This window comes from Streptomyces guryensis (assembly GCF_021261325.1).
Lineage (GTDB): Bacteria > Actinomycetota > Actinomycetes > Streptomycetales > Streptomycetaceae > Streptomyces > Streptomyces guryensis.
Genome location: NZ_JAJSBI010000003.1, coordinates 513,384 through 534,992 on the forward strand (window position 1 = coordinate 513,384; position 21,609 = coordinate 534,992).

General features: G+C 70.6%; 23 protein-coding genes. 12 read left to right on the top strand and 11 right to left on the bottom strand.

Going from position 1 to position 21,609, the window contains the following annotated elements; genetic code table 11:
* Positions 1–95 precede the first annotated feature (95 nt).
* On the bottom strand, positions 96–881 hold the full coding sequence (nagB, locus tag LJ657_RS09305; protein WP_232647918.1) for a glucosamine-6-phosphate deaminase: 786 nt from the start codon (positions 879–881) through the stop codon (positions 96–98).
* A 215-nt stretch (positions 882–1,096) separates the two neighbouring features.
* On the opposite strand from nagB, the gene LJ657_RS09310 reads away from it, so the two are divergent.
* Positions 1,097–2,167, top strand: coding sequence for an SIS domain-containing protein (locus LJ657_RS09310; RefSeq protein ID WP_232647919.1), 1,071 nt, complete (start codon positions 1,097–1,099; stop codon positions 2,165–2,167).
* Between the two features lie 56 nt (positions 2,168–2,223).
* Here LJ657_RS09310 and LJ657_RS09315 read toward each other — a convergent pair whose 3' ends face one another.
* Entirely contained in the window at positions 2,224–2,976 is a 753-nt protein-coding gene (locus LJ657_RS09315) for an SDR family oxidoreductase (RefSeq protein WP_232647920.1), read from the bottom strand.
* A gap of 95 nt (positions 2,977–3,071) precedes the next feature.
* Between LJ657_RS09315 and LJ657_RS09320 the strand changes: the two genes are divergently transcribed.
* Complete coding sequence (locus LJ657_RS09320; protein ID WP_232647921.1) at positions 3,072–3,704, top strand: TetR/AcrR family transcriptional regulator; 633 nt, start codon at positions 3,072–3,074, stop codon at positions 3,702–3,704.
* A gap of 398 nt (positions 3,705–4,102) precedes the next feature.
* Entirely contained in the window at positions 4,103–5,569 is a 1,467-nt protein-coding gene (locus tag LJ657_RS09325) for a sensor histidine kinase (protein WP_232647980.1), read from the top strand.
* A gap of 219 nt (positions 5,570–5,788) precedes the next feature.
* Here the strand turns inward: LJ657_RS09325 and LJ657_RS09330 are convergent, their stop codons facing one another.
* Entirely contained in the window at positions 5,789–6,046 is a 258-nt protein-coding gene (locus tag LJ657_RS09330) for a WhiB family transcriptional regulator (RefSeq protein ID WP_016639615.1), read from the bottom strand.
* Positions 6,047–6,365: 319 nt separating this feature from the next.
* A complete protein-coding gene (locus LJ657_RS09335) occupies positions 6,366–7,334 on the bottom strand; it encodes a diacylglycerol/lipid kinase family protein (protein WP_232647922.1) in 969 nt (322 codons plus the stop codon).
* 168 nt (positions 7,335–7,502) lie between these two features.
* Between LJ657_RS09335 and LJ657_RS09340 the strand changes: the two genes are divergently transcribed.
* Positions 7,503–7,952: a hypothetical protein gene (locus tag LJ657_RS09340; RefSeq protein ID WP_232647923.1), complete on the top strand. Its 450-nt coding sequence runs from the start codon at positions 7,503–7,505 to the stop codon at positions 7,950–7,952.
* A gap of 50 nt (positions 7,953–8,002) precedes the next feature.
* Here LJ657_RS09340 and LJ657_RS09345 read toward each other — a convergent pair whose 3' ends face one another.
* The 3 genes from LJ657_RS09345 to LJ657_RS09355 all read right to left on the bottom strand — a co-directional run bounded on the left by LJ657_RS09345 (position 8,003) and on the right by LJ657_RS09355 (position 10,089).
* Positions 8,003–9,148, bottom strand: coding sequence for an RNA polymerase sigma factor SigF (locus tag LJ657_RS09345; RefSeq protein WP_232647924.1), 1,146 nt, complete (start codon positions 9,146–9,148; stop codon positions 8,003–8,005).
* On the bottom strand, positions 9,145–9,558 hold the full coding sequence (locus LJ657_RS09350) for an ATP-binding protein (protein ID WP_004925829.1): 414 nt from the start codon (positions 9,556–9,558) through the stop codon (positions 9,145–9,147). Before LJ657_RS09350 ends, LJ657_RS09345 begins: the two co-directional genes overlap by 4 nt.
* A 270-nt stretch (positions 9,559–9,828) precedes the next feature.
* On the bottom strand, positions 9,829–10,089 hold the full coding sequence (locus LJ657_RS09355; protein WP_232647925.1) for a UBP-type zinc finger domain-containing protein: 261 nt from the start codon (positions 10,087–10,089) through the stop codon (positions 9,829–9,831).
* Positions 10,090–10,151: 62 nt separating this feature from the next.
* On the opposite strand from LJ657_RS09355, the gene LJ657_RS09360 reads away from it, so the two are divergent.
* Positions 10,152–11,756, top strand: a complete 1,605-nt coding sequence (locus tag LJ657_RS09360; RefSeq protein ID WP_232647926.1) for a Na+/H+ antiporter — start codon at positions 10,152–10,154, stop codon at positions 11,754–11,756.
* On the opposite strand, the gene LJ657_RS09365 is transcribed toward LJ657_RS09360, so the two are convergent.
* Together LJ657_RS09365 and LJ657_RS09370 are read right to left on the bottom strand one after the other, a co-directional pair.
* The gene (locus LJ657_RS09365) at positions 11,729–12,661 is read right to left on the bottom strand and encodes a 1-aminocyclopropane-1-carboxylate deaminase/D-cysteine desulfhydrase (protein WP_232647927.1); all 933 of its coding nucleotides are present in this window, start codon (positions 12,659–12,661) and stop codon (positions 11,729–11,731) included. The two genes, LJ657_RS09360 and LJ657_RS09365, sit on opposite strands and share 28 nt — an antisense overlap.
* 123 nt (positions 12,662–12,784) lie before the next feature.
* A complete protein-coding gene (locus tag LJ657_RS09370) occupies positions 12,785–13,375 on the bottom strand; it encodes an N-acetylmuramoyl-L-alanine amidase (RefSeq protein WP_232647928.1) in 591 nt (196 codons plus the stop codon).
* Between the two features lie 294 nt (positions 13,376–13,669).
* Between LJ657_RS09370 and LJ657_RS09375 the strand changes: the two genes are divergently transcribed.
* The 7 genes from LJ657_RS09375 to LJ657_RS09410 all read left to right on the top strand — a co-directional run bounded on the left by LJ657_RS09375 (position 13,670) and on the right by LJ657_RS09410 (position 20,444).
* The gene (locus LJ657_RS09375; RefSeq protein ID WP_232647929.1) at positions 13,670–15,076 is read left to right on the top strand and encodes a family 2B encapsulin nanocompartment shell protein; all 1,407 of its coding nucleotides are present in this window, start codon (positions 13,670–13,672) and stop codon (positions 15,074–15,076) included.
* 113 nt (positions 15,077–15,189) lie between these two features.
* Positions 15,190–16,275, top strand: a complete 1,086-nt coding sequence (locus LJ657_RS09380) for a family 2 encapsulin nanocompartment cargo protein polyprenyl transferase (RefSeq protein WP_232647930.1) — start codon at positions 15,190–15,192, stop codon at positions 16,273–16,275.
* Between the two features lie 228 nt (positions 16,276–16,503).
* Positions 16,504–17,109, top strand: coding sequence for a GNAT family N-acetyltransferase (locus LJ657_RS09385; protein WP_232647931.1), 606 nt, complete (start codon positions 16,504–16,506; stop codon positions 17,107–17,109).
* A gap of 396 nt (positions 17,110–17,505) precedes the next feature.
* Complete coding sequence (locus LJ657_RS09395; protein ID WP_232647933.1) at positions 17,506–17,919, top strand: YciI family protein; 414 nt, start codon at positions 17,506–17,508, stop codon at positions 17,917–17,919.
* A gap of 6 nt (positions 17,920–17,925) precedes the next feature.
* The gene (locus LJ657_RS09400) at positions 17,926–19,131 is read left to right on the top strand and encodes an RNA polymerase sigma factor (protein ID WP_232647934.1); all 1,206 of its coding nucleotides are present in this window, start codon (positions 17,926–17,928) and stop codon (positions 19,129–19,131) included.
* Between the two features lie 9 nt (positions 19,132–19,140).
* Complete coding sequence (locus LJ657_RS09405) at positions 19,141–19,386, top strand: hypothetical protein (protein WP_232647935.1); 246 nt, start codon at positions 19,141–19,143, stop codon at positions 19,384–19,386.
* 101 nt (positions 19,387–19,487) lie between these two features.
* Positions 19,488–20,444, top strand: coding sequence for an IS481 family transposase (locus LJ657_RS09410; RefSeq protein WP_232647936.1), 957 nt, complete (start codon positions 19,488–19,490; stop codon positions 20,442–20,444).
* Here LJ657_RS09410 and LJ657_RS09415 read toward each other — a convergent pair.
* Both LJ657_RS09415 and LJ657_RS09420 read right to left on the bottom strand, forming a co-directional pair.
* Positions 20,441–21,199, bottom strand: a complete 759-nt coding sequence (locus tag LJ657_RS09415) for a VOC family protein (RefSeq protein ID WP_232647937.1) — start codon at positions 21,197–21,199, stop codon at positions 20,441–20,443. The two genes, LJ657_RS09410 and LJ657_RS09415, sit on opposite strands and share 4 nt — an antisense overlap.
* Positions 21,196–21,609, bottom strand: a complete 414-nt coding sequence (locus LJ657_RS09420) for a VOC family protein (RefSeq protein ID WP_232647938.1) — start codon at positions 21,607–21,609, stop codon at positions 21,196–21,198. The genes LJ657_RS09415 and LJ657_RS09420 overlap by 4 nt, the downstream gene beginning before the upstream one ends.

Sequence of the window (21,609 nt, forward strand, 5' to 3'; positions counted from 1 at the left end):
CGGCGCTGTTTCGATGTGCGGCTCCGCCGCGTGGGCGCGAGCAACCCACCACAGCCGGCAGTCCGCGGACAACCGAACCCGGCGCACGAGACGGCCTAAATGCCCTGCCAATCGGGCTTGTTGGCAAACGTGTGCCGGAAGTAGTCCGCAAACTTCAGCTTGGAAGCCGCCCCCTCATCGACAACAACCGTCGCATGCGCATGCAACTGCAATGCTGAGGCAGGACAGACCGCGGCGACCGGCCCCTCAACCGTGGCGGCGACCGCGTCGGCCTTCCCCTCCCCGGTCGCCAGCAGCACCAGATGCCGCGCCTCGAGAATCGTTCCGATCCCCTGAGTGATCACGTGATGCGGCACCTGCTCGATGTCCCCGTCGAAGAACCGCGCGTTGTCGACCCGAGTCTGCTCGGTCAGGGTCTTGATCCGAGTCCGCGAGGCCAACGACGAGCACGGCTCGTTGAACCCGATGTGCCCGTCGGTCCCGATCCCGAGCAACTGCAGATCCACCCCGCCGGCCTCGGCCAACGCCGTGTCGTACGCGGCGCACGCCAACTGCACGTCCTCGGCCGTCCCGTCAGGACCCATGAACGCGTCCATCCCGATCCCGAGCGGCTCCAGCACCTCGCGCCCGAGTACCGAACGGTACGACTCCGGATGCTCGGCAGGCAGCCCCACATACTCGTCGAGCTGCGCGATCCGCGCCCGCGAGGCGTCCACGGCACCGGAGCGCACCTTGGCCGCGAGCGCCTCGTAGACGGGCAGCGGGGTCGAGCCGGTGGCCACGCCGAGCAGCGCCGCGGGCCTGCGCCTCAGGAGCTGGGCCATGGCCTCGGCTATGAGCTCGCCGCCCGACTTGGCGTCCGGAACGATGACAACTTCCACGCTGGGCCTGCCGATCTGAAAGAAGGGGACTCAACCAGTACCTGGAGGGGCAGGTGGTTTAGACCAATCTAACAGAATCGCCCCTTGTGGCCCAGGTGGAGTGGGGTCATCGTCTTTCCATGCGGAGGACGGCCGCCATTCGCCCTGGAGCAGTGGAATGGGTGCGGTGCCGCCCTGCGCAGCACTCCACAGCCGACCCCCGGAAGGACCCCGACATGAGCGCCGCGACACCGGACCCCCGGACCGAGGTGCCGGGCCGGATCATGGCCAGTGAGATGGCAGAGCAGCCCGCCGTGCTGCGCCGCATCCTCGAGGAGGGTGCCCCCGGCATCCGGCGGGTGGCCCAGGACATCGCCGCCCGCAAACCCCGCTTCGTCCTGCTGACCGCCCGCGGCACCTCCGACAACGCCGCCCTCTACGCCAAGTACCTCCTGGAGATCCGCCTCGGCCTGCCCTGCGGCCTCACCTCGATGTCCACCACCACCGCGTACGGCGCCCGCCCGGACCTCACCGACGTCCTCGTCGTCACGGTCAGCCAGTCCGGCGGCTCCCCGGACCTGGTGGCCTCGACCCGCGCCGCCCGCGAGGCCGGCGCGATCACCCTCGCCGTGACCAACAACCCCGGCTCACCGCTGGCAGGCGTCTCCGAGTACCACGTCGACATCATGGCCGGACCGGAGAAGGCCCTGCCCGCGACCAAGACCTACACGGCCTCCCTCCGCGCTCTCTACCTCTTCGTCGAAGGCCTGCGCGGTGGCGACGGCGCCCCCGCGAAGGTGCTGCCCGACCTCGCCGAGCAGCTGCTCGCCCGGCAGGACGAGCTCCGCGCCCTCGCAGCCCGCTACCGCTTCGCCGAACGCATGGTCATCACCTCCCGCGGCTACGGCTACCCCACGGCCAAGGAGGCCGCCCTCAAGCTCATGGAGACCAGCTACATCCCCGCCCTCTCCTACTCCGGCGCAGACCTCCTGCACGGCCCCCTCGCCATGGTCGACAACGTCTCACCGGTCATCGCGGTCGTCACCGACGGCAGGGGCGGCGAAGCCCTCCAGCCCGTCCTCGACCGGCTGCGCGGCCGCGGCGCCGACCTCTTCGTCATCGGGCCCAGGAGCCAGGTCGAGCAGGCATCCGCCGGCTTCGTCCTGCCCACCGAGGGCGTGGCCGAGGAGGTCCAGCCGGTCCTGGAGATCATCCCGCTGCAGCTCCTGGCACACGAGATCACCATCGCCCGCGGCCAGGACCCGGACGCACCCCGCGCGCTGGCCAAGGTGACCGAGACCCACTGAGCCGCCGCGCGGGCGACCGCCACCCGTCCTCCGTCCTCGCAGGAACCCCCACGCTGCTACGTCAGCGAACCCCCCGTCGCATCCACCCAGCTCCCCGTCACCCACCGGCCGGCGTCCGACGCCAGGAACGCCACCACATCGGCGACGTCGGCCGTCTCGCCCACCCGGCCCAGCGCCGAGAGCCCCGCGCCCCACTCCCACGCGCCCGGGCTGCCGTGCAGGACCTCGTACGTGTTGTCCGTGTCGATGAGCCCCGGCGCCACCGAGTTCACGGTGATGCCCCGGGGACCCAGCACCTTGGACAGGTCGCGGGAGAGAACGTCCAGTGCGCCCTTGGTCATCGTGTACGCCATGTGGTGCGGCATCGTGGCGCTCCTGGCCAGACCCGACGAGATGTTGACGACCCGGCCGCCGTCCCGCAGGCGCGCCGCGCCCTGCTTGACGATGAAGAACGGCGCCTTCACGTTCACCGCGAAGAGCTTGTCGTACTCCTCCTCGTCTATCTCCTCCATCGTCCGCGACTTCCCGATCCCGGCGTTGTTCACCAGGATGTCCAGCCCGTCCGCATGCCGGTCGAACTCCTCCCAGAGCGCGTCCACGTCTCCCGGCCGCCCCAGCTCCACCCCGATGGCGAACGCCGAGCCGCCCGCCGCCTCGATCGCGGCCACCGTCTCCTTCGCCGCCGCCCCGTTCCTTCCGTAGTGCACCGCGACCCGCGCCCCCTCGTGCCCGAGCCGCTCGGCGATCCCTCGCCCGATCCCCCTGCTCGCCCCCGTGACGAGTGCGGTCCTGCCTGCAAGCCCGCCCATGTCGGCACCCTCCCTGCATTTTCTATCGGTCGATACAGAAAGACCGTACAGCTGCTCGCCGACATTTCTCTAGCGCCCCCTATATAATTCACTCCATGGTGGGCAGCGAGGACACGAAGACGAAGACCCAAGCCACGCCCAAGCCCCGCGGCAGACCTCGTTCCTTCGACCGCGAGACCGCGCTGGAGAAGGCGGTGCTGGCCTTCTGGGAGCACGGGTACGAGGCGACCTCCGTCTCCGACCTGACCCGCGTCATGGGCATCGGCGCGCCGAGCCTGTACGCGGCCTTCGGTGACAAGCGCGCGCTGTTCGACGAGGTCGTGACCGTCTACGGGGTCCGCTACGGCTCCTTCGCCGACCGGGCCCTCGCCGAGGAGCCGACCGCCCGGGCCGCCGTTCGGCGAATGCTGCGGGAGGCTGCCGCCCAGTACACGGCCCCCGGCCGGCCGCACGGCTGTCTCGTCATCCACGCGGCCACGAACTGCACGAGCCCCGAGGTCGAGGCCTCCCTGCGCGAGCGGCGCAACGCCAACATCGCCGCCTTCGAGAGTCGTATGAGAGCCGACATCGCATCGGGGGAGCTGCCGGCCGGCACCGATGCCGCCGCGCTCGCCCGGCACACGGGGGCGATCATCCAGGGCATGTCCCAGCAGGCGCGCGACGGCGCGAGCCGCGAGGAACTGGAGGCGCTCGCGGAAATTGCCCTGTCCATCTGGCCCCGCACATGAACCCACACGGGTTAGGCTGCGTGGTGGATACCAGGGCGTCCGACCAGTCGTGGCAAGCCGCAGAACTGACAACAACAAACAGGCTCCAACGCATGGACACAGCTAGTGGTCTAGTCCACAATGCGTAAAGAGCGTGTACGCACGAGCTTCCGTCTTCCCCGCACAGGAAGACGGACGGAGGATCCGGAGCTCTCTGCCCTGACTGCCCCGGCTCCTCATCCTTCGGCCATCCGGGACCGCACACCCCGCGGCCGATATTGCTCCGGGCTGCGGTGCCGGGAGGGTTGAGGGTCCCTCCCAGGCGCCGCGGCCCGCGGGTGTTTCCAAGGCCTGTACGGACCTCCGGTCGTATTTAGGACCAGCACATACCCCCAGGTACGCTCACACACGTGCCCTCCATGAACGAACTGGTCCGCCAGCACACCGCCCTCGACGACTCCGACCTCGAGTGGCTCCATCTGCTGGTCTCGGAGTGGCAGTTGCTGTCCGACCTCTCCTTCGCCGACCTCGTCCTGTGGGTCCCCACCCGCGACGGCACCCGCTACGTCTCCGTCGCCCAGATGCGCCCCAACACCGGCCCCACCTCCTACCAGGACGACATGGTCGGCCACCTCGTCCCACGCGGCCGCCGGCCCATGCTGGACGCGGCGCTCGACGAGGGCCGGATCGTGCGCGAGGGCGACCCCGAGTGGCGCGAGGAGGTACCCGTCCGGGTCGAGTCGATCCCCGTACGGCGGGACGGGCGCGTCCTCGGGGTCATCGCGCGCAACACCAACCTGCTGACCGTGCGCACCCCGAGCCGTCTCGAACTGACCTATCTGCAGAGCGCCTCGGACCTCGCCCAGATGATCGCGGCCGGCTCCTTCCCGTTCGCGAACCAGCAGATGGACATGGACGCCGCACCACGCGTCGGCGACGGCCTGATCCGCCTCGACGCGGACGGCATCGTCCAGTACGCCTCCCCGAACGCGCTGTCGGCGTACCACCGCATGGGTCTCGCCTCCGACCTCGTCGGCCAGCACCTCGGCAGGACCACCGCCGAACTCGCCCCGACCCGCGGCCCGGTGGACGAGGCGCTGTCCAAGGTGGCCAGCGGCTGGGCGCCCCGCGAGTTCGAGATCGAGGCCAGGGACGGGGTCATCCAGTTCCGCGCGATCCCCCTCAAGCCCAAGGGCACCCGCATCGGTTCACTGGTCCTGCTCCGGGACGTCACTGAACTGCGCCGCCGCGAGCGGGAGTTGATCACCAAGGACGCGACCATCCGGGAGATCCACCACCGGGTGAAGAACAACCTCCAGACGGTCGCCGCGCTGCTGCGGCTACAGGCCCGGCGCATCGAGTCCGACCGCGGCCGGGAGGCCCTCGAAGAGGCCGTCCGCCGCGTCGGATCGATTGCGATCGTGCACGAGACACTCTCCCAGAACCTGGACGAGCGCGTCGAGTTCGACGAGATCGCCGACCGGGTGCTGGCCATGGTCGCGGAGATCTCGCCGGGCAAGGTCACCGGCCGGCGCAGCGGCCGTTTCGGCATCCTGGACGCCGAGGTGGCCACCCCGCTGTCCATGGTCCTTACGGAAATCCTGCAGAACGCCCTCGAACACGGCTTCCGCGAGGGCGACACCGGCACGGTGGAGGTCTCCGCGGTCCGCGGCGGCACGGCCAAGGAGGCCCGTCTCCTCGTCACCGTCCAGGACGACGGCGTCGGCCTGCCCGAGGGGTTCGACCCGCACACCTCAGGCAACCTGGGTCTGCAGATCGTACGGACCCTGGTGGAAGGGGAGTTGGGCGGCACGTTCGACATGGTCCCGGCGCCGGAGCGGGGGACGCGGGTGATCCTGGACGTTCCGGTGCGGGCGCACAAGTAGCGCCGCACTCAGGTGGCGCCGTACACACGCCGTACACAAGAGACGCCGTACGACTGGGCAGTGCACAGCAAGAAGCCCCGGACCGTTCCAGGTCCGGGGCTGAAATGCTCGTTGCCAGCTTGTGCTGCGCATCGGGGGTACTGCGCGCTGCGGCTCGGGGGCGGGAGATGCGTACTCGCTGTACGCGCCGCCAAGCTCAGGCTGTTGCGGGGCGGGTTGTCAGGCGGAGGCCTGACGGGCCCGGTTGCGGGCGGCACGGCGCTTCATGGCGCGACGCTCGTCCTCGCTGAGACCACCCCAGACGCCGGAGTCCTGGCCGGACTCGAGCGCCCACTGCAGGCACTGCTCCATGACGGGGCAGCGGCGGCAGACGGCCTTGGCTTCCTCGATCTGCAGCAGCGCAGGACCGGTGTTGCCGATGGGGAAGAAGAGCTCGGGGTCTTCCTCGCGGCAAACGGCGTTGTGACGCCAGTCCATGGCTGCTACCTCTCCTTGGTATTACGTGCAAGTTGCTTGTGAATGTGAACGCTTTCACGAATCCCTCAACAAGTGAAGGGCCGAGCGCCAGGTTCCCTGGCGAGGTCCTGTGATGTGAAGAGGGGTTCCGGTGATCTGTTGAGGCCGGTGTTGCGGGCCGTCCCGATCGCCACGTAGAGACTCGCAAACCTCAGCGGCGGATACAACCCCTTCCGGAAAGTTTTTTTTGATTCCTCGGTGTCGACTAGGTCACAGCCGTACTTCCATGGGGTGGATCCTGGCCTAAACGTTCGAGTGAAAGGACTTCAGCCCTTTCTGCTCACACAATCACACGCAGTGCACGGCGTACGCCTGTGAACGTCACGCTCGTACGCAGCCCCAGGTGGTCGCCGTCCATCTGGAGGGGTAGAGGCACCTTCGAATGCAAGGTGAACCGGTCCAGGTCGTGCAGGGACACGACGTGCTTGCCATGGGGTCCGCGCTCGGGGGACGAAGTGAGCAACTGGGTGGCATACCGGGCACCCGAGACCGCGGACATACGGCTGACACCCAACAGGTCGAGCCCGGTATCGAACGAGGCCTTAGGCATTGCGTACACCGGGCGATTGCCCAGATACGTCCAGGGGGACGTGTTGCAGATTATGGACAGCACAAGATTGTTCACCGGGTCCTCGCCGGGCCGCTCCAGGGTGATCGACCCGTGCCGCCGATTGGGCTCGTGGAGGAACTGGCGTGCGACCTGGCGCAGATACAGGGAGTGGGTGGATCTCCGGCCCTGCTCGCGCTGCTGCTCGACCCGCCCCACCACGCCCGCGTCGAAGCCGAGCCCCGCGCAGAAGGTGAACCAGCGGGAGGGCACCGCCTCGTCCTCGGTTCCCGGCGTGCCCTCGGCGAGGCCCATGCCGACCGTACGTTCACTGCCCTCGCGCAGGGCGTCCAGCAGTGCGCCCGTCGCCTCGACGGCGTCGTTGGGCAGGCCCAGGGCGCGGGCGAAGACATTCGTGGAGCCGCCGGGGACCACGGCGAGCCGGGGGAGGCCCTCAGGATCGGGTCCCGCGTGCAGCAGACCGTTCACCACCTCGTTGACCGTGCCGTCGCCGCCGAGGGCCACGACCAGGTCGATGTCGTCGCTCTCCGCCGCCTGCCGGCCCAGGTCGCGGGCGTGCCCGCGGTACTCGGTGGTGACCGCCTCGAGCTTCATCTCGCTGGCCAGCGCATGGGTCAGGACATCGCGCGTACGTGCGCTTGTGGTGGTTGCTGCCGGATTGGCCACGAGAAGTGCACGCATGAGTTGCAGCGTACCTACTGGGAAGTACCGGGCACAGGTCGAGGTAGGGATCAGGTAAGAGGTGCCGACGTGAGGCTCGACACGGGGCTCCGGCTCAACCCCGGTATGGCCGCCTGCGTCCCCCGGGCTCGCCACGGAGGCGCACGCCCCCAGGGCTACTCTTCAGGGGTGACCAGTGAGCAGACCCCCGCCACCGAGGAAAACACCGGCCCCCGCCCGCGCCGCCTGACCTACGCCGCGGCGCTCGCCGCGCTGGAGGGGCTTGCGCTGGCCGTCGGGGGCGTCTGGATGCTCGTCGAGGGTCTCACGGGCGCCCCGGACGACCGCCGGTCCGCCGTCACCGGCGGTATCACGCTGGTCGTCCTCGCCCTGCTGCCGCTGCTGGCCGCACGCGGGCTGCTCAAGCAGAAGAGCTGGAGCCGGGGCCCGGCCGTGATCACGCAGATCATGGCGCTGCCGGTGGCGTACAACCTGCTGCAGGCCGACAGTGTGGCGATCCCGGCGGGCATCGCCATCGCCGCCGTGGCCGTCGTCGCACTGGTCCTGCTGGTCAATCCGGCCACGACCCAGGCCCTCGGAATCCGGGGCCCGGGCCGCGCGCAGAACGGCAAGCAGTAGACGTACGGCCCCGCAGCTGTCGTGGAGCCGCAGGGCCGTGAAGCTGAGTCCTACTCCTCGACCAGCAGTTTCTCCCGCAGCTGGGCCAGTGTGCGCGCCAGCAGGCGGGACACGTGCATCTGTGAGATGCCGACCTCCTGCGCGATCTGCGACTGGGTCATGTTGCCGAAGAACCGCAGCAGCAGGATCCGCTTCTCCCGCGGCGGGAGGTCCTCCAGGAGCGGCTTGAGCGACTCGCGGTACTCGACGCCCTCCAGGGCCTCGTCCTCGGCGCCCAGCGTGTCGGCCACGGCCGGGGACTCATCGTCGGTGTCTGGGACGTCCAGGGACAGGGTGGAGTACGCGTTGGCGGACTCCAGGCCCTCCAGGACCTCCTCCTCCGAGATGGCCAGCTTCTCGGCGAGCTCGTGGACCGTGGGGGAGCGGCCGTGCTGCTGCGAGAGCTCCGCGGTCGCCGTCGTGAGCGCCAGGCGCAGCTCCTGCAGACGCCGCGGCACGCGGACAGCCCAGCCCTTGTCGCGGAAGTGCCGCTTGATCTCGCCGACGACCGTCGGGGTCGCGTACGTCGAGAACTCGACGCCGCGCTCCGGGTCGAAGCGGTCGACCGACTTGATCAGGCCGATGGTGGCGACCTGTGTGAGGTCGTCCAGCGGCTCGCCGCGGTTGCGGAAGCGGCGCGCGAGATGCTCGACGAGCGGCAGGTGCATACGGACCAGCTTGTTGCGCAGCTCCGCGTACTCCGGGCTGCCGTCCTTCAGGCCGCGCAGTTCGATGAACATCGCGCGTGCCCCGCTGCGGTCCTGCGCGTCATGATGCGTGGCCTGCGGCACGCGCCGCGCGTCCTGCCCGTCGCCCTCGGCGTTTCGCTCGTGCTCGCTCATCGTTTCGCCCGTCGCCCTTCTCCGAGCCTTCGCCTCTGCTCGGACCGGGGTGACCCCGTTCCGTCCGTCCGGAGGCGTGCTCTGCACGGCACCTTCCCGATCCCGCTGCCCGTCCTCCGGGAAGCCGGCCGCCGTGTCGCTGTCGGCGTCGTCCTCCGGATGCGGCCGGGCCTGCTCGGGAATGCCGTCGATGCCGTCGGCGCCGACGGTGCCGTTGACGGAGTCCCCGATGCGTCGGGACCCGTCCGCGCCCTCGGCCGGCAGCTCTCGTGTGCCGCGCTCTTCGTCACGCACCGGCCCGTCCCCTGTCCTCACGCCGGCCCGGGTCCCGCGCCGCGCTGTTTGTAGAGGCTGATCGAAACGGTTTTGTCCTCGTCCACGGCGGAGGAGACCTTGCCCGCGAGTGCGGACAGGACGGTCCAGGCGAAGGTGTCCCGCGAGGGGGCGTGGCCGTCCGTGGTCGGGGCCGAGACGGTGACCTCGAGCGAGTCGTCGACGAGCCGGAAGACGCAACTGAGCACCGAGCCGGGCACGGCCTGCTGGAGCAGGATCGCGCAGGCCTCGTCCACCGCGATGCGAAGGTCCTCGATCTCGTCGAGAGTGAAGTCCAAACGGGCCGCGAGACCGGCAGTCGCCGTACGCAGCACCGACAGGTAGGCACCCGCAGCCGGCAGCCGGACTTCCACGAAGTCCTGGGTCGCGGGCTCGCCTGCGATCTGGGACACCCTCACCTCCAAGGTGGTACGAGCTTCTCGGGGCCGAGGGTCGCCCCCCGGGGTAACGCGATGTGTGGTTCAGCGGTGACGCTATCGCGCTCTCAAGTTTCCCGTCCCCGGGACCCCAACCCCTTGCCGTTACTCACAGTAAAACTGTGGACACGCTCCGTGTCTAGAGGTCTGCGGCTCCAATTGGGAAGAACGCGCGCCGGGTTGACGTACCCAGACGTCAGACGGTCGAACCGTCCGGATCGCGGGTCGTCCCCCGGCTGTCAAGGGTCACACGAGAACGTGGTCGACGAAGCACCAACGCCAGTTCTCACCGGGCTCGAACGTGCGCATGACCGGGTGGCCGGAGTCCTTGTGGTGCTCCGTCGCGTGCCGGCCGGGCGAGGAGTCGCAGCAGCCGACGTGGCCGCAGGTGAGGCACAGCCGCAGTTGTACCGGGTGCGTACCCGCTGTCAGGCACTCCGGACACGTCTCGGTCCGTGGACCGGGTTCCGGATCGGGCAGCGCGTCGGCGTGCGTGCACTGTTTCATGATTGCCAGATTACGACGGGTGTGCGGATGGCCGCGCGGAAAAACGAGGGCGGGCGAGGACGATGGACGTGATGCCACTGCTGTTGCTGGTGGCGGGGAGCGCCGCGATCGCCGCGGTGGCCCGGCGCACCCCGGTGCCGGCCCCGCTGCTGCTCGTCGCGGTGGGGCTCGCCGTCTCGTACGTCCCCGGCGTGCCGGACTACACCCTCGACCCGGAGATCGTCCTGCCGCTGGTGCTGCCCCCGCTGCTGCACAAGGAGGCCGTCGAGAGCTCGTACCTCGATCTGCGGGCCACGATGCGGCCGGTGGCGCTGCTGTCGGTGGGCTATGTGCTGTTCGCGACCTTCGTGGTCGGTTGGGTCGCGTATCTCGTCGTGCCCGGGCTGCCCCTGCCCGCGGCGCTGGTGCTGGGCGCGGTGGTGGCGCCGACCGACGCGGTCGCCGCGGCGGCGGTCGCCCGCCGGGTGGGGCTGCCCTCCCGGATCACCACGATCCTCCAGGGAGAGTCCCTGCTCAACGACGCGACCGCGATCACCGCGTACCGGGTGGCCGTCGCGGCCGCCGTCGGCGAGGGTGCCTCCTGGATCGGCGGGATCGGCGAGTTCCTGCTGGCGGCGGTCGGCGGTGTGGTGGTCGGGCTGGTGCTGATGCTGCCGATCCACTGGCTGCGCACGCACGTGAAGGAGGCCCTGCTGCAGAACACCATGTCCCTGCTGATCCCGTTCGTCGCCTACGCCGTCGCCGAGCAGGTGCACGCCTCAGGTGTCCTCGCCGTCGTGGTCGTCGCCCTCCACCTCGGACACCGCGCGTGGGAGGTCGACTTCGCCACCCGCCTCCAGGAGGAGGCGGTCTGGAAGGTCGTCGCGTTCGTCCTGGAGTCGGCGGTGTTCGCCCTCATCGGCCTGCAACTGCCGGTGGTCCTCAAGGGCCTCGGCGAGTACGAGGGCGTGGACGCCGCCTGGTACGCGGTCGCCGTGTTCCTGGTGGTCGTCGTGACCCGGTTCGTATGGGTGTATCCGGGAACGTTCGTGCCCCGCATGCTGTCCGCGCGGATCAGGGAACGCGAGGTCAACCCCACGTGGAGAGGGCCGATCGTCACCTCCTGGGCCGCGATGCGCGGCGTGGTCTCCCTCGCCATCGCCTTCTCGATCCCGCTCACCGTGCACGGCGGCGGTCCCTTCCCGCAGCGCAACCTCATCCTCTTCCTGACCTTCACGACGGTCATCGGGACCCTGGTGGTGCAGGGTCTCACCCTGGCACCCGTGATCCGCCTGCTGAAGTTCCCCGGCCGGGACGCACAGGCCGAGACCCTGGCCGAGGCCAACGCCCAGGCGCAGGCCTCCCGGGTCGCCGAGCAGCGGCTGGACGAACTCCTCACCGACGAGCGCAACGCCCTCCCGCCACCCCTCGCAGACCGTCTCCGCCAGGTCCTGGAGCGCCGCCGCAACGCCGTCTGGGAGCGCCTCGGCCAGACCAACCCGGTCACCGGTGAGTCCGTCGACGACACGTACCGCCGGCTGTCCCGGGAGATGATCGGCGCCGAGCGCGCGATGTTCGTGAGGCTGCGGGACGGCCGCCACATCGACGACGAGATGCTGCGCACGCTGCTGCGCAGGCTGGACCTGGAGGAGGCGGCGGCCTACCGCGAGACGGTGGAAGGCGCCTGAGGGAAGGGCCGCCCGGTGACGACTGCCGCGACGGTCGTCCCGCGCCCGAACGCTCCCTCCCCGGCCAGGGTGACAAGTCCATACAGCAACTTGGCGACATAGACACGCTCGACCGGCACCCCGTGGCGCTCCTCGAAGTCCTCGGCGAAGGCGTCGAGTTCGCCGGGCACGCGCGCGTAGCCGCCGAAGTGGAAGCGGTCGTCGAGGGCCCATGAGCCGCGCCGGCCGCCGAAAGCCCGCTCCTGGAGACCCTCTATGTCGGCGGAGAGGAAGCCGCCCCTGAGGACGGGGACGCCGAGCGCGCGCTGACCGGGGGCCAGCCCTGCGGCCAGCCCGGCCAGCGTTCCGCCCGTGCCGCAGGCGAGGCCGACGACATCTGCCCGCCCGCGCAGCTCCTCGCCCAGGGCCCGGCAGCCGCGCACGGCTTCGGCGTTGCTGCCGCCCTCCGGGACGACATGGGCGTCCTCGGCGCCGGCCGTGCGCAGCACGCGCGCGAGGACGTCCGGGTCGGCCTTGCGACGGTACGTCGACCTGTCGACGAAGTGCAGCCGCATGCCGTCGGCCGAGCACCGGGCCAGGGAGGGATTGAGGGGGCGGTCGGCCAGCTCCTGGCCGCGGACCACGCCGACGGTCGGCAGCCCGAGGAGCCGGCCCGCGGCGGCCGTCGCGCGCAGATGGTTGGAGTACGCGCCCCCGAAGGTGACGACGGTACGACCGGCCGCGACGGCGAGATTGGGCGCCAGTTTGCGCCACTTGTTGCCGATGAGCTCCGGGTGGATGAGGTCGTCGCGCTTGAGCAGGAGGCGCAGGCCGCGCCTAGCGAAACGGTCGTCCTCGATCTCCTGCAGGGGTGAGGGCAACCGGGGGTGCAGTGCTGCGAGGTCGAGGTCGTCGGGGCTGCTCACGGCATCATTGTCACGCCGGTCGGTGATCTCAGCCCGTCCGGCGTTCGAGGACGAGGCCGTTCAGGCCGAAAGCGGCGGTCCGCGGGGGCAGCCCTCAGCGGTCCGCACCAGTGCCGGGTGCCGTCACTTCAGCCGTTCGTGGATGCGTCCCCTCAGCCAGGCCATCGTGAACCCCCGCGGATCCACCTTCCCCGGCTGCCACTCCAAGTGACCGATCACGGACCGTTCCGTCCACCCGTGGTGCCGGCAGACCGCTGCTGCGGCCTTCTCGATGGCCTCCAACTGGGCCTCGGGCCAGGGGTCCTCGCCGTCGCCGAGGTTCTCGCACTCGAAGCCGTAGAAGTGACGGTTGCCGTCCGTGTTCGCCTCGTTGTCCGGCGGGAGCGCCTTCTCGGCGATCACCGCACGCAGCACGTCGTCGTCGCCGAGGCCCGCGTGGTTGGCGCGGCCGTAGCCGACCAGGTGGACCGTGCCGTCCTTGGTGATCACGCCGTGGCAGAGGGGGCCGGGCAGGCCGGCGTAGCCGTCCCGGCAGAGCTCGACGGTGTGTGCACTGCCGCTCGTCACCGTGTGGTGGATCATCACGCCGTACACAGGACCCCACGGCCCCTTGTGGTTGCGGTTGTGACGCTCCCAGTCGCCCACCTCGACGACGGTGAGGCCCTCCGCCCTGAGACCGTCGAGGAAACTGCCCGCGGACATGGGTGAGGCCATGACCGCCTCCTTCGTACCGTGCCGACGGCCGCCCGGTGCGGCCGCCCGTGAAGGGGGTCTACCGAAAGTGATGGGGCGATTACACATCGTGGTCATGGCGAGGGGATGGATCCGGCCATTCCGCACGCATCGGCCGTTGGACGGAATCCCCATTTGTGCCCAGCCGGGCGGTGATCCATTCCCGCTCTTTCGGGTAATAGCACAGGCACGTTCCGTGATGGAAGGCTTGGCCGCGGAGATCGACGCAGCGGCGCAGATCGGCGTCGTCTGTATGAGCGGGAGGGCAATTCTCATATGTCGGTAGGCGAAGAGGTCCGTTCGGAGCAGGGCAAGCCGCAGCAGAGCCTCGGCACGGCCGCCGCGCGGAACCTGGCCACGACGACCAAGTCGGCACCCCAGATGCAGGAGATCAGCTCACGCTGGCTGCTCCGCACCCTGCCGTGGGTGAACGTGCAGGGCGGTACGTACCGGGTCAACCGGCGACTGACCTACGCCGTGGGGGACGGCCGTGTCACGTTCGTGAAGACCGGCGACCGCGTCGAGGTCATCCCCGCGGAGCTGGGCGAACTTCCCGCGTTGCGAGCGTACGAGGACGAGGAGGTGCTCGCGGAGCTCGCCCAACGCTGCCGGCAGCAGGAGTTCGCGCCCGGCAGTGTGATCGCCTCGTTCGGCAGCCAGACCGACGAGGTCTATCTGCTGGCGCACGGCAGGGTCGAGAAGATCGGCACGGGCCCCTACGGCGACGACGCGGTCCTCGGGGTGCTCGCCGACGGCGCCTACTTCGGCGACGCGGCCCTTCTGGACCCGGACGCCATGTGGGAGTACACGGCCCGTGCGGACACCGCGTGCACGGTGCTGATCCTGTCCCGCCAGGACGTCGAACTGGTCGCGGAGCGCGCCGACTCCCTGCGTGAGCACCTCCAGCAGCTGCGTGCGATTCCGGAGCAGCGCACCAACAAGTACGGCGAGAAGGCCGTCGACCTCGCCGCCGGCCACAGCGGCGAGCCGGACATCCCGCACACCTTCGTGGACTACGAGGCCAGGCCCCGCGAGTACGAACTGAGCATCGCCCAGACCGTGCTGCGCATCCACTCGCGCGTGGCCGACCTCTACAACCAGCCGATGAACCAGACCGAGCAGCAACTCAGGCTCACGGTCGAGGCGTTGAAGGAGCGCCAGGAGCACGAGCTCGTCAACAACCGCGAGTTCGGGCTGCTCAGCAACTGCGAGTACGAGCAGCGGCTTCAGCCCCACGACGGCGTGCCCAGCCCCGACGACCTGGACGAGCTGCTCAGCCGGCGGCGCGGCACCAAGCTGCTGCTCGCCCACCCGCGCGCGATCTCCGCGATCGGCCGCGAACTCAACAAGCGCGGCCTCGTCCCCGAGACCATCGAGGTGGGCGGCAACCGCATCCCGACCTGGCGTGGTGTGCCGATCTACCCGTGCAACAAGATCCCGGTCTCCGAGGCCCGGACGACCTCGATCATCGCCATGCGTACCGGCGAGGCCGAGCAGGGCGTCATCGGGCTGCAGCAGGCCGGCATCCCGGACGAGATCGAGCCGAGCCTGTCCGTGCGCTTCATGGGCATCAACGAACAGGCGATCATCAAGTACCTGGTGACGGCGTACTACTCGGCCGCGGTCCTGGTGCCGGACGCGCTCGGCGTCCTGGAGAACGTCGAGATCGGCCGGTGGAGGTGACGTTTCTGCACCTGGGAGCCGTGTCCCCGCCCTCCGGGGCGGGTACACCCCGGTCGTATGCGCCCAGCCGCAGCGGAAGCGCCACCGTCCGCGGACTGACCGAGGGAGATCCCATGGCCGAGTTCATGACGGAGGAGAAGCAGCGCACCCCCGGGGCGCAGCCGCTCGACGGGCACGAGGCGGCCGTGATCCTGGAGCGTGCCCGGGCATCGGTCGATCCCGAACTGCGCGCCGCCATCGACTCGTTGCCCGGCTCCATGCGCCGGATAGCGCTCTACCACTTCGGCTGGGAGCACGCGGACGGCACCCCGGCGGCGGGCAACGCGGGCAAGGCGATCCGCCCGGCGCTCGTCCTCACCGCGGCCGCCGCGCTCGGCGGCCCGGGCGCGCGCGAGGCGGCCGGACGGGCGGCCGCGGCGGTGGAGCTGGTGCACAACTTCACACTGCTGCACGACGACGTGATGGACCGGGACACCACCCGCCGGCACCGGCCCACCGCCTGGACCGTGTTCGGCGACGCCGACGCGATCCTCGCCGGGGACGCCCTGCAGGCACTGGCCCTCGGGCTGCTCGCCGAGGACCTGCACCCGGCGTCCGGGCCGGCCGCGGCTCGCCTCGCGGCCTGTGTCGTCGAGCTGTGCGCCGGCCAGCACGCGGACACGGAGATGGAGCGGCGCGGCCCCGGCGAGATCACCCTCGACGAGGCGCTGACGATGGCCGAGGCCAAGACGGGCGCGCTGCTCGGCTGCGCCTGCGCGCTGGGCGCGCTGTACGCGGGGGCGTCCGACGAGGACGTCGAGGCGCTGGACGCGTTCGGCCGCGAGGCCGGGCTCGCCTTCCAGCTCATCGACGACGTCATCGGGATATGGGGCGACCCGAGCCGCACCGGAAAGCCGGTCGGTGCGGACCTGGTGGCCCGCAAGAAGTCACTGCCGGTGGTCGCCGCGCTGACCTCGGGCACCCCGGCGGCCGCGGAACTGGCCGAGCTGTACGAAGTGCCGTACGGGAAGGGGGACGAGGAGCAACTCGTGCGTACCGCTCTCGCCGTCGAGCGGGCCGGTGGGCGTGACTGGGCTCAGGTCCAGGCCGCCGACCGGATGGCCCGCGCGATGCAGAAGCTGGCCCGTGCGGTCCCCGACCCGGAGGCGGCGGGCGGTCTGCTCGCGCTGGCGGAGTTCGTGACGCGGCGCACCAGCTGACCTCGGCCCCCACAGACCCCGGAGCCCACCGGGGCGGCCGCGCGGCTCCTGACCCCGCACGGTCGCCGAGGCTCCGGCCCGGCGGGTCCCGCACATCCCCACGGTGTGCGGGGCCTGCTCCTGTTCCTCCGGGGTCGGTTCGCGCGCCCCTTCGGCTCACTCGCCGGACGGTCGCGTATAGGCTCAACAGCCTTGTGACCAGTGGTGGTTGAGGTGAAAGGGCGGCCCATGGGCGTGGCGATCCGGACGGCGGACGAGGGTGACCGGGAATTGGTCGTGCGGCTCCTGGACGAGGCATTCCAGGACGATCCGGTCAGCAGCTGGGTCTTTCCCGGCGATGAATACCGCCGTAGGACCCACCACAGGCTGATGGCCGCCTTCACCGGGATCGTGCTCGCCGAGGGCCGGATCGACGTCACGGAGGACGGCAGCGCGTGCGCGTTGTGGCTGTCCGTGCCCGGCGCAGAGCACGGCGCCGAAGAGGACACGGCCGACGACGGGCCCGCTCAGCTCCGCGCCGCCGTCGACCCCGGGAACGAGCGCATCGAGCTGATCGGCCGCCTGACCGCGGAGATCCACCCCGCCGGACGCGCCCACGAGTACCTGTGGATGATCGGCGTGACACCGGAGCACCAGGGCGAGGGCATCGGCAGCGCGCTCGTCCAGCACGCCCTCGACCGCTGCGACCGCGAGGGGCTGCCCGCCTGTCTGGAGGCGAGCAGCGCCCGCAGCCGCGCGCTGTACGAGCGGCTCGGCTTCGAGCTCACCGGCCGCCCCCTCGACCTCCCGGACGGCCCGCAGATGTGGCCCATGTGGCGGGAGCCCCAGGGCTGACCTGCCTCTCCGGGGCGACCGCACCGACTTCACGCCGGAGCCGGTACGCACCTTCGGCAACGGCGTCCTCGTCCGTACCTGCGCGCGCGGGCGCTGACCCGCCTACGCTGAGGACATGGACAGCTCAGAACGCGTCTGTCCGGTCTGCGGACAGCCTGTGGAAACGGTCGTCAAGCGCCACAAGACACTGGGCGCGTGGGTCCCGGTCTGGCTGCCGGGCCCCTGCCGCAACCCCGAGTGCGAGGCCTACGTCGCCGCAGGCGCCGTACCTGACCATGAACCCGGAAAACCCGCCGCGAAAAATTCCTGAGCCCCCTGTCGAGAATCCCGGCCCGGCTCCGACGTCCCCCGTGAGAGCCGCCCACCACGGGCGGTGCGAGCCGAAGGAGCAGAGTCATGAAGTACCTGGTCATGGTGCAGTGCACGCAGGCGGACTACGAGGGCATGCGCGGCAAGGCCAACGAGGTCTCCCCGGCCTGGAGCCAGGAGGAGATCCAGGCCATGTACGCCTTCATGGGCGCCGTCAACGACGACCTCGCCGAGACCGGCGAACTGGTCGACGCACAGGGCCTGGTCGAGCCGGCGCGCACCCGGCTGGTGGGTCTCGGCGACGACGGTAAAAGCGTGATCACCGACGGCCCCTACAGCGAGACCAAGGAGCTGCTGGCCGGCTACTGGGTCCTGGACTGCGCGAGCCTGGAGCGCGTCACGGAGATCGCCGAGCGAGTCGCCCGGTGCCCCCTGCCCGCCGGGGCCACCAACTACCCCGTGGTCATCCGGCCCATCGACAGCGGCTCCGCGGACGTCTGAGCACCCATGGGCACGACCACCGAGGTCGAGGACCTGCTGCGCCTGCACGCGCCGCAGGTCCTCGGCGCGCTGGTCAGGCGGTACGGACACTTCGACGCCGCCGAGGACGCCGTACAGGAGGCGCTGCTCGCGGCGACCGGGCAGTGGCCCTCGGCGGGTGTGCCGGACAACCCCCGCGGCTGGCTGATCAAGGTGGCCGCGCGGCGGCTGACGGATACGCTGCGATCGGAGGAGGCGCGGCGGGCGCGGGAGGAGAAAGCGGCGGCGCTGGCCTCGCGTCTCGCGACCGGGCCGGACCGGGCGCCGCGAGAGGACGACACCCTCACGCTGCTCTTCCTGTGCTGCCACCCGGACCTCACCCCGCCCGCCCAGATCGCGCTCACCCTGCGCGCGGTCGGCGGGCTGACGACGGCGGAGATCGCCCGTGCGTACCTGGTGCCCGAGGCGACGATGGCGCAGCGCATCAGCCGGGCCAAGCAGAAGGTGCGGGGCGTGCGCTTCGGGCGGCCGGATCGCTGGGAGGAGCGTCTGCCCGCCGTCCTGCACACGCTCTACCTGATCTTCAACGAGGGCTATACGGCGACGTCCGGAGCGGTCCTGCAGCGACGTGAACTGGCCGGAGAGGCGATCCGGCTGACCCGTACCGTCCACCGCCTGCTGCCCGACGACGGTGAGGTGGCCGGTCTGCTGGCCCTGATGCTGCTCACCGACGCCCGCCGCGACGCCCGGACCGGCCCGCACGGCGAGCTGGTCTCCCTCGACGAACAGGACCGCGCCCGCTGGGACAAGGCCGCGATCGAGGAGGGCGTCGCACTGGTGACCCGGGCGCTGTCGAGGGGCCGCGCGGGCCCCTACCAGGTGCGTGCGGCCATCGCCGCCGTACACGACGAGGCGCCGTCCGCCCAGGCGACCGACTGGCAGGAGATCCTCGGTCTGTACGAGGTGCTGGTCCGCCTGGTCCCGGGCCCCGTCGAACGCCTCAACCGCGCCGTCGCCGTCGCCATGGTGAACGGCCCGGAGGCCGGGCTCGCCGAACTCGACCTGCTGGAACCCGGGTTGGGCCACCGCCTCGACGCGGTCCGCGGCCACCTCCTGGAGCGGGCGGGGGCGTACGAGGCGGCCCGTCGCGCCTACGAGTCGGCCGCCGCGGGGACCCTGAGCCTGCCCGAACAGCGCTATCTGCAGGAGCGGGCGGCACGGCTGGGGCCGTAACGTGGCCTCATGACAAGCGAGTCGGGGGAATCGCGCAGCCGTGCATGGCGGTGGGCCGTGGTGGTGTGGGCGGTCGCGGTGGCCGTCGGAGGAGGGCTCACCCTGTGGCTGCAGCACTCCGCGGAACCGCCGCCGCCGGCCGGCTGGGAAAACGCGAACCCCTCCGAGGAGACGGCCGCCCCGATGCTGAAGGCCACCGAGTGCCCGCACGACGACGGGGCCACGGCCGTTGCGTGCGTCCATGCCTGGCCCTAGGTGTATTGATCACGAACGTTGTTAACGCGGGTCGGACTTGATCGTGGCGAAGGCCCCCGTGTGTGGTGGAGGTGTCGAATCTTCACCGCACGGAGGCCTTCGTGTCCCACCGTAATGCCCGGCTGACCGTTCACGGCCGGCGACTGCTCGTCGAACGTGTCCGCTCCGGTCGTCCCGTCGCCCATGTCGCCGCCGAGATGGGCATCTCCCGTCCCACAGCCCATAAATGGATCCGGCGCTGGCGGTCCGAGGGCGAGAGCGGACTCATCGACCGTTCCAGCCGTCCACGCAGGACACCGCACCGGACCGCGGCCGCCACCGAGGCGCATGTCTGCCGGCTGCGGCAGGACCGCAAGCTGGGCCCTGCACGTATCGGACCGATCCTGGGCCTGCCCGCCTCCACCGTGCACCGCATCCTGGTCCGGCACGGCCTGAACCGGCTGGCCCACCTGGACCGGCCCACCGGGCAGGTCATCCGCCGCTACGAACGCGACCGGCCCGGCGACCTGGTCCACGTCGACGTCAAGAAACTCGGCCGGATCCCCGACGGCGGCGGCCACAAAGTCCTGGGCCGCCAGGCCGGCCGGGCCACCCGCAGCAACATGGGCTTCGACTACGTCCACTCCGCCGTCGACGACCACAGTCGCCTCGCCTACAGCGAAGTCCACGGCGACGAGAAGGCTGACACCTGCGCCGCCTTCCTGCGCCGGGCCGCAGCGTTCTTCGCCGCATCGGGCATCGACCGCATCGAACGGGTCCTGACCGACAACGCCTGGCCCTACCGCAAGAGCTTCGCCTGGCGCCACGCCCTGGCCGACCTCGGCGCGGCCGGCAAACTCACCCGCGCCTACCGGCCCCAGACCAACGGCAAGGTCGAACGCTTCAACCGCACCCTGCTCGACGAATGGGCCTACCTGCGGCCCTACACCAGCAACACCGAACGCACCGCAGCCCTGGCAGACTTCCTGCACACCTACAACCACCACCGCTGCCACACCGCACTCGGCGGCCAGCCACCCATCAGCCGTGTGAACAACCCTGCGGGTCAATACACCTAGGAGGCCTCAGCCTCCCGCGCGGGCAGCCCGCCCGTCTCCGGATCCCGCCCCGTAAGGCAGTACGTGCCGCCCGCCGGGTCCCGCATCACCGTCCAGTGCGTGCCGCGGGCGACCGGCTGCGCGCCGAGGCGTTCGTGGGCGGCGCGGGTCGCGTCGATGTCCGTGCAGGCCAGGTCCAGATGGGCGGAGGCCGGGCGTTCCGCGCCGAGGCGCTGGAGGAGGATGCGGACCGGGAGACCCGTCGGCGGCCTGAGCACATGGAACTCGGGGAGCGAGCCCGGTCGTGACTGCCACTCCGGCAACAGGGCGCTCCAGAAAGCGACTTCGGCGTCGTACGCGGAAGGTCCGACGTCGACGCAGACCTGGTCGAGACGGCTGCCCCGCACGACGGGCGGGCGCGTCGCCTCCGCGCGCCACGGCATGGTGCACAGCTGCTGTCCGGCGGGCGACCGCAGCACGGCCCACGTCCCGTGATCGGCGACGACCTCGGCCCCGAGAGCCACCGCCGACCGCGTGAACTCCCGTACGTCGGCCACCGGGAAGTCCAGATGCGCACCCCCCGGACCCGAGGCGACCCCCTGCACCTTGACGCAGGCGTCGGCCCCGTCGTGCAGGAGGGTCGTGAACTCCTCGTTCTCGCCGCGCGGTTCGGACGGGCGCGTGTCCGTGACGGCCGTCCAGAAGTCGCAGGCGACGCCGAAGAGTTCGGCCGGCCGGTCCATGAAGGCGTAGGTCCACCGGACCTGTCGGCTCATCCCTTCCGCTCCATGAACCGCAGCATGTTCCCCGCCGGATCCCGGAACGCGCAGTCCCGCACCCCGTACGGCATGTCCGTCGGTTCCTGGAGCACCTCGGCGCCGGACTCCTGGACGCGGGCGAAGAGGGCGTCGCAGTCCTCGGTGGTGAAGTTGACCCCGCGCAGCATGCCCTTGGCCAGCAGCTGCTCCATCGCGTCGCGGTCGGCGGGGGAGAGGTCGGGGTTGGCCGCGGGCGGCTCCAGGACGATCGACACGTCCGGCTGCAGCGGCGACCCGACGGTCGTCCACCGCATCCCCTCGTACTTGACGTCGTTGCGGATCTCCAGGCCCAGGACGTCGCAGTAGAAGGCGATCGCCTTGTCGTGGTCGTCGACGGCGATGAAACAGTTGTGCAGTTTCAGGTCCAT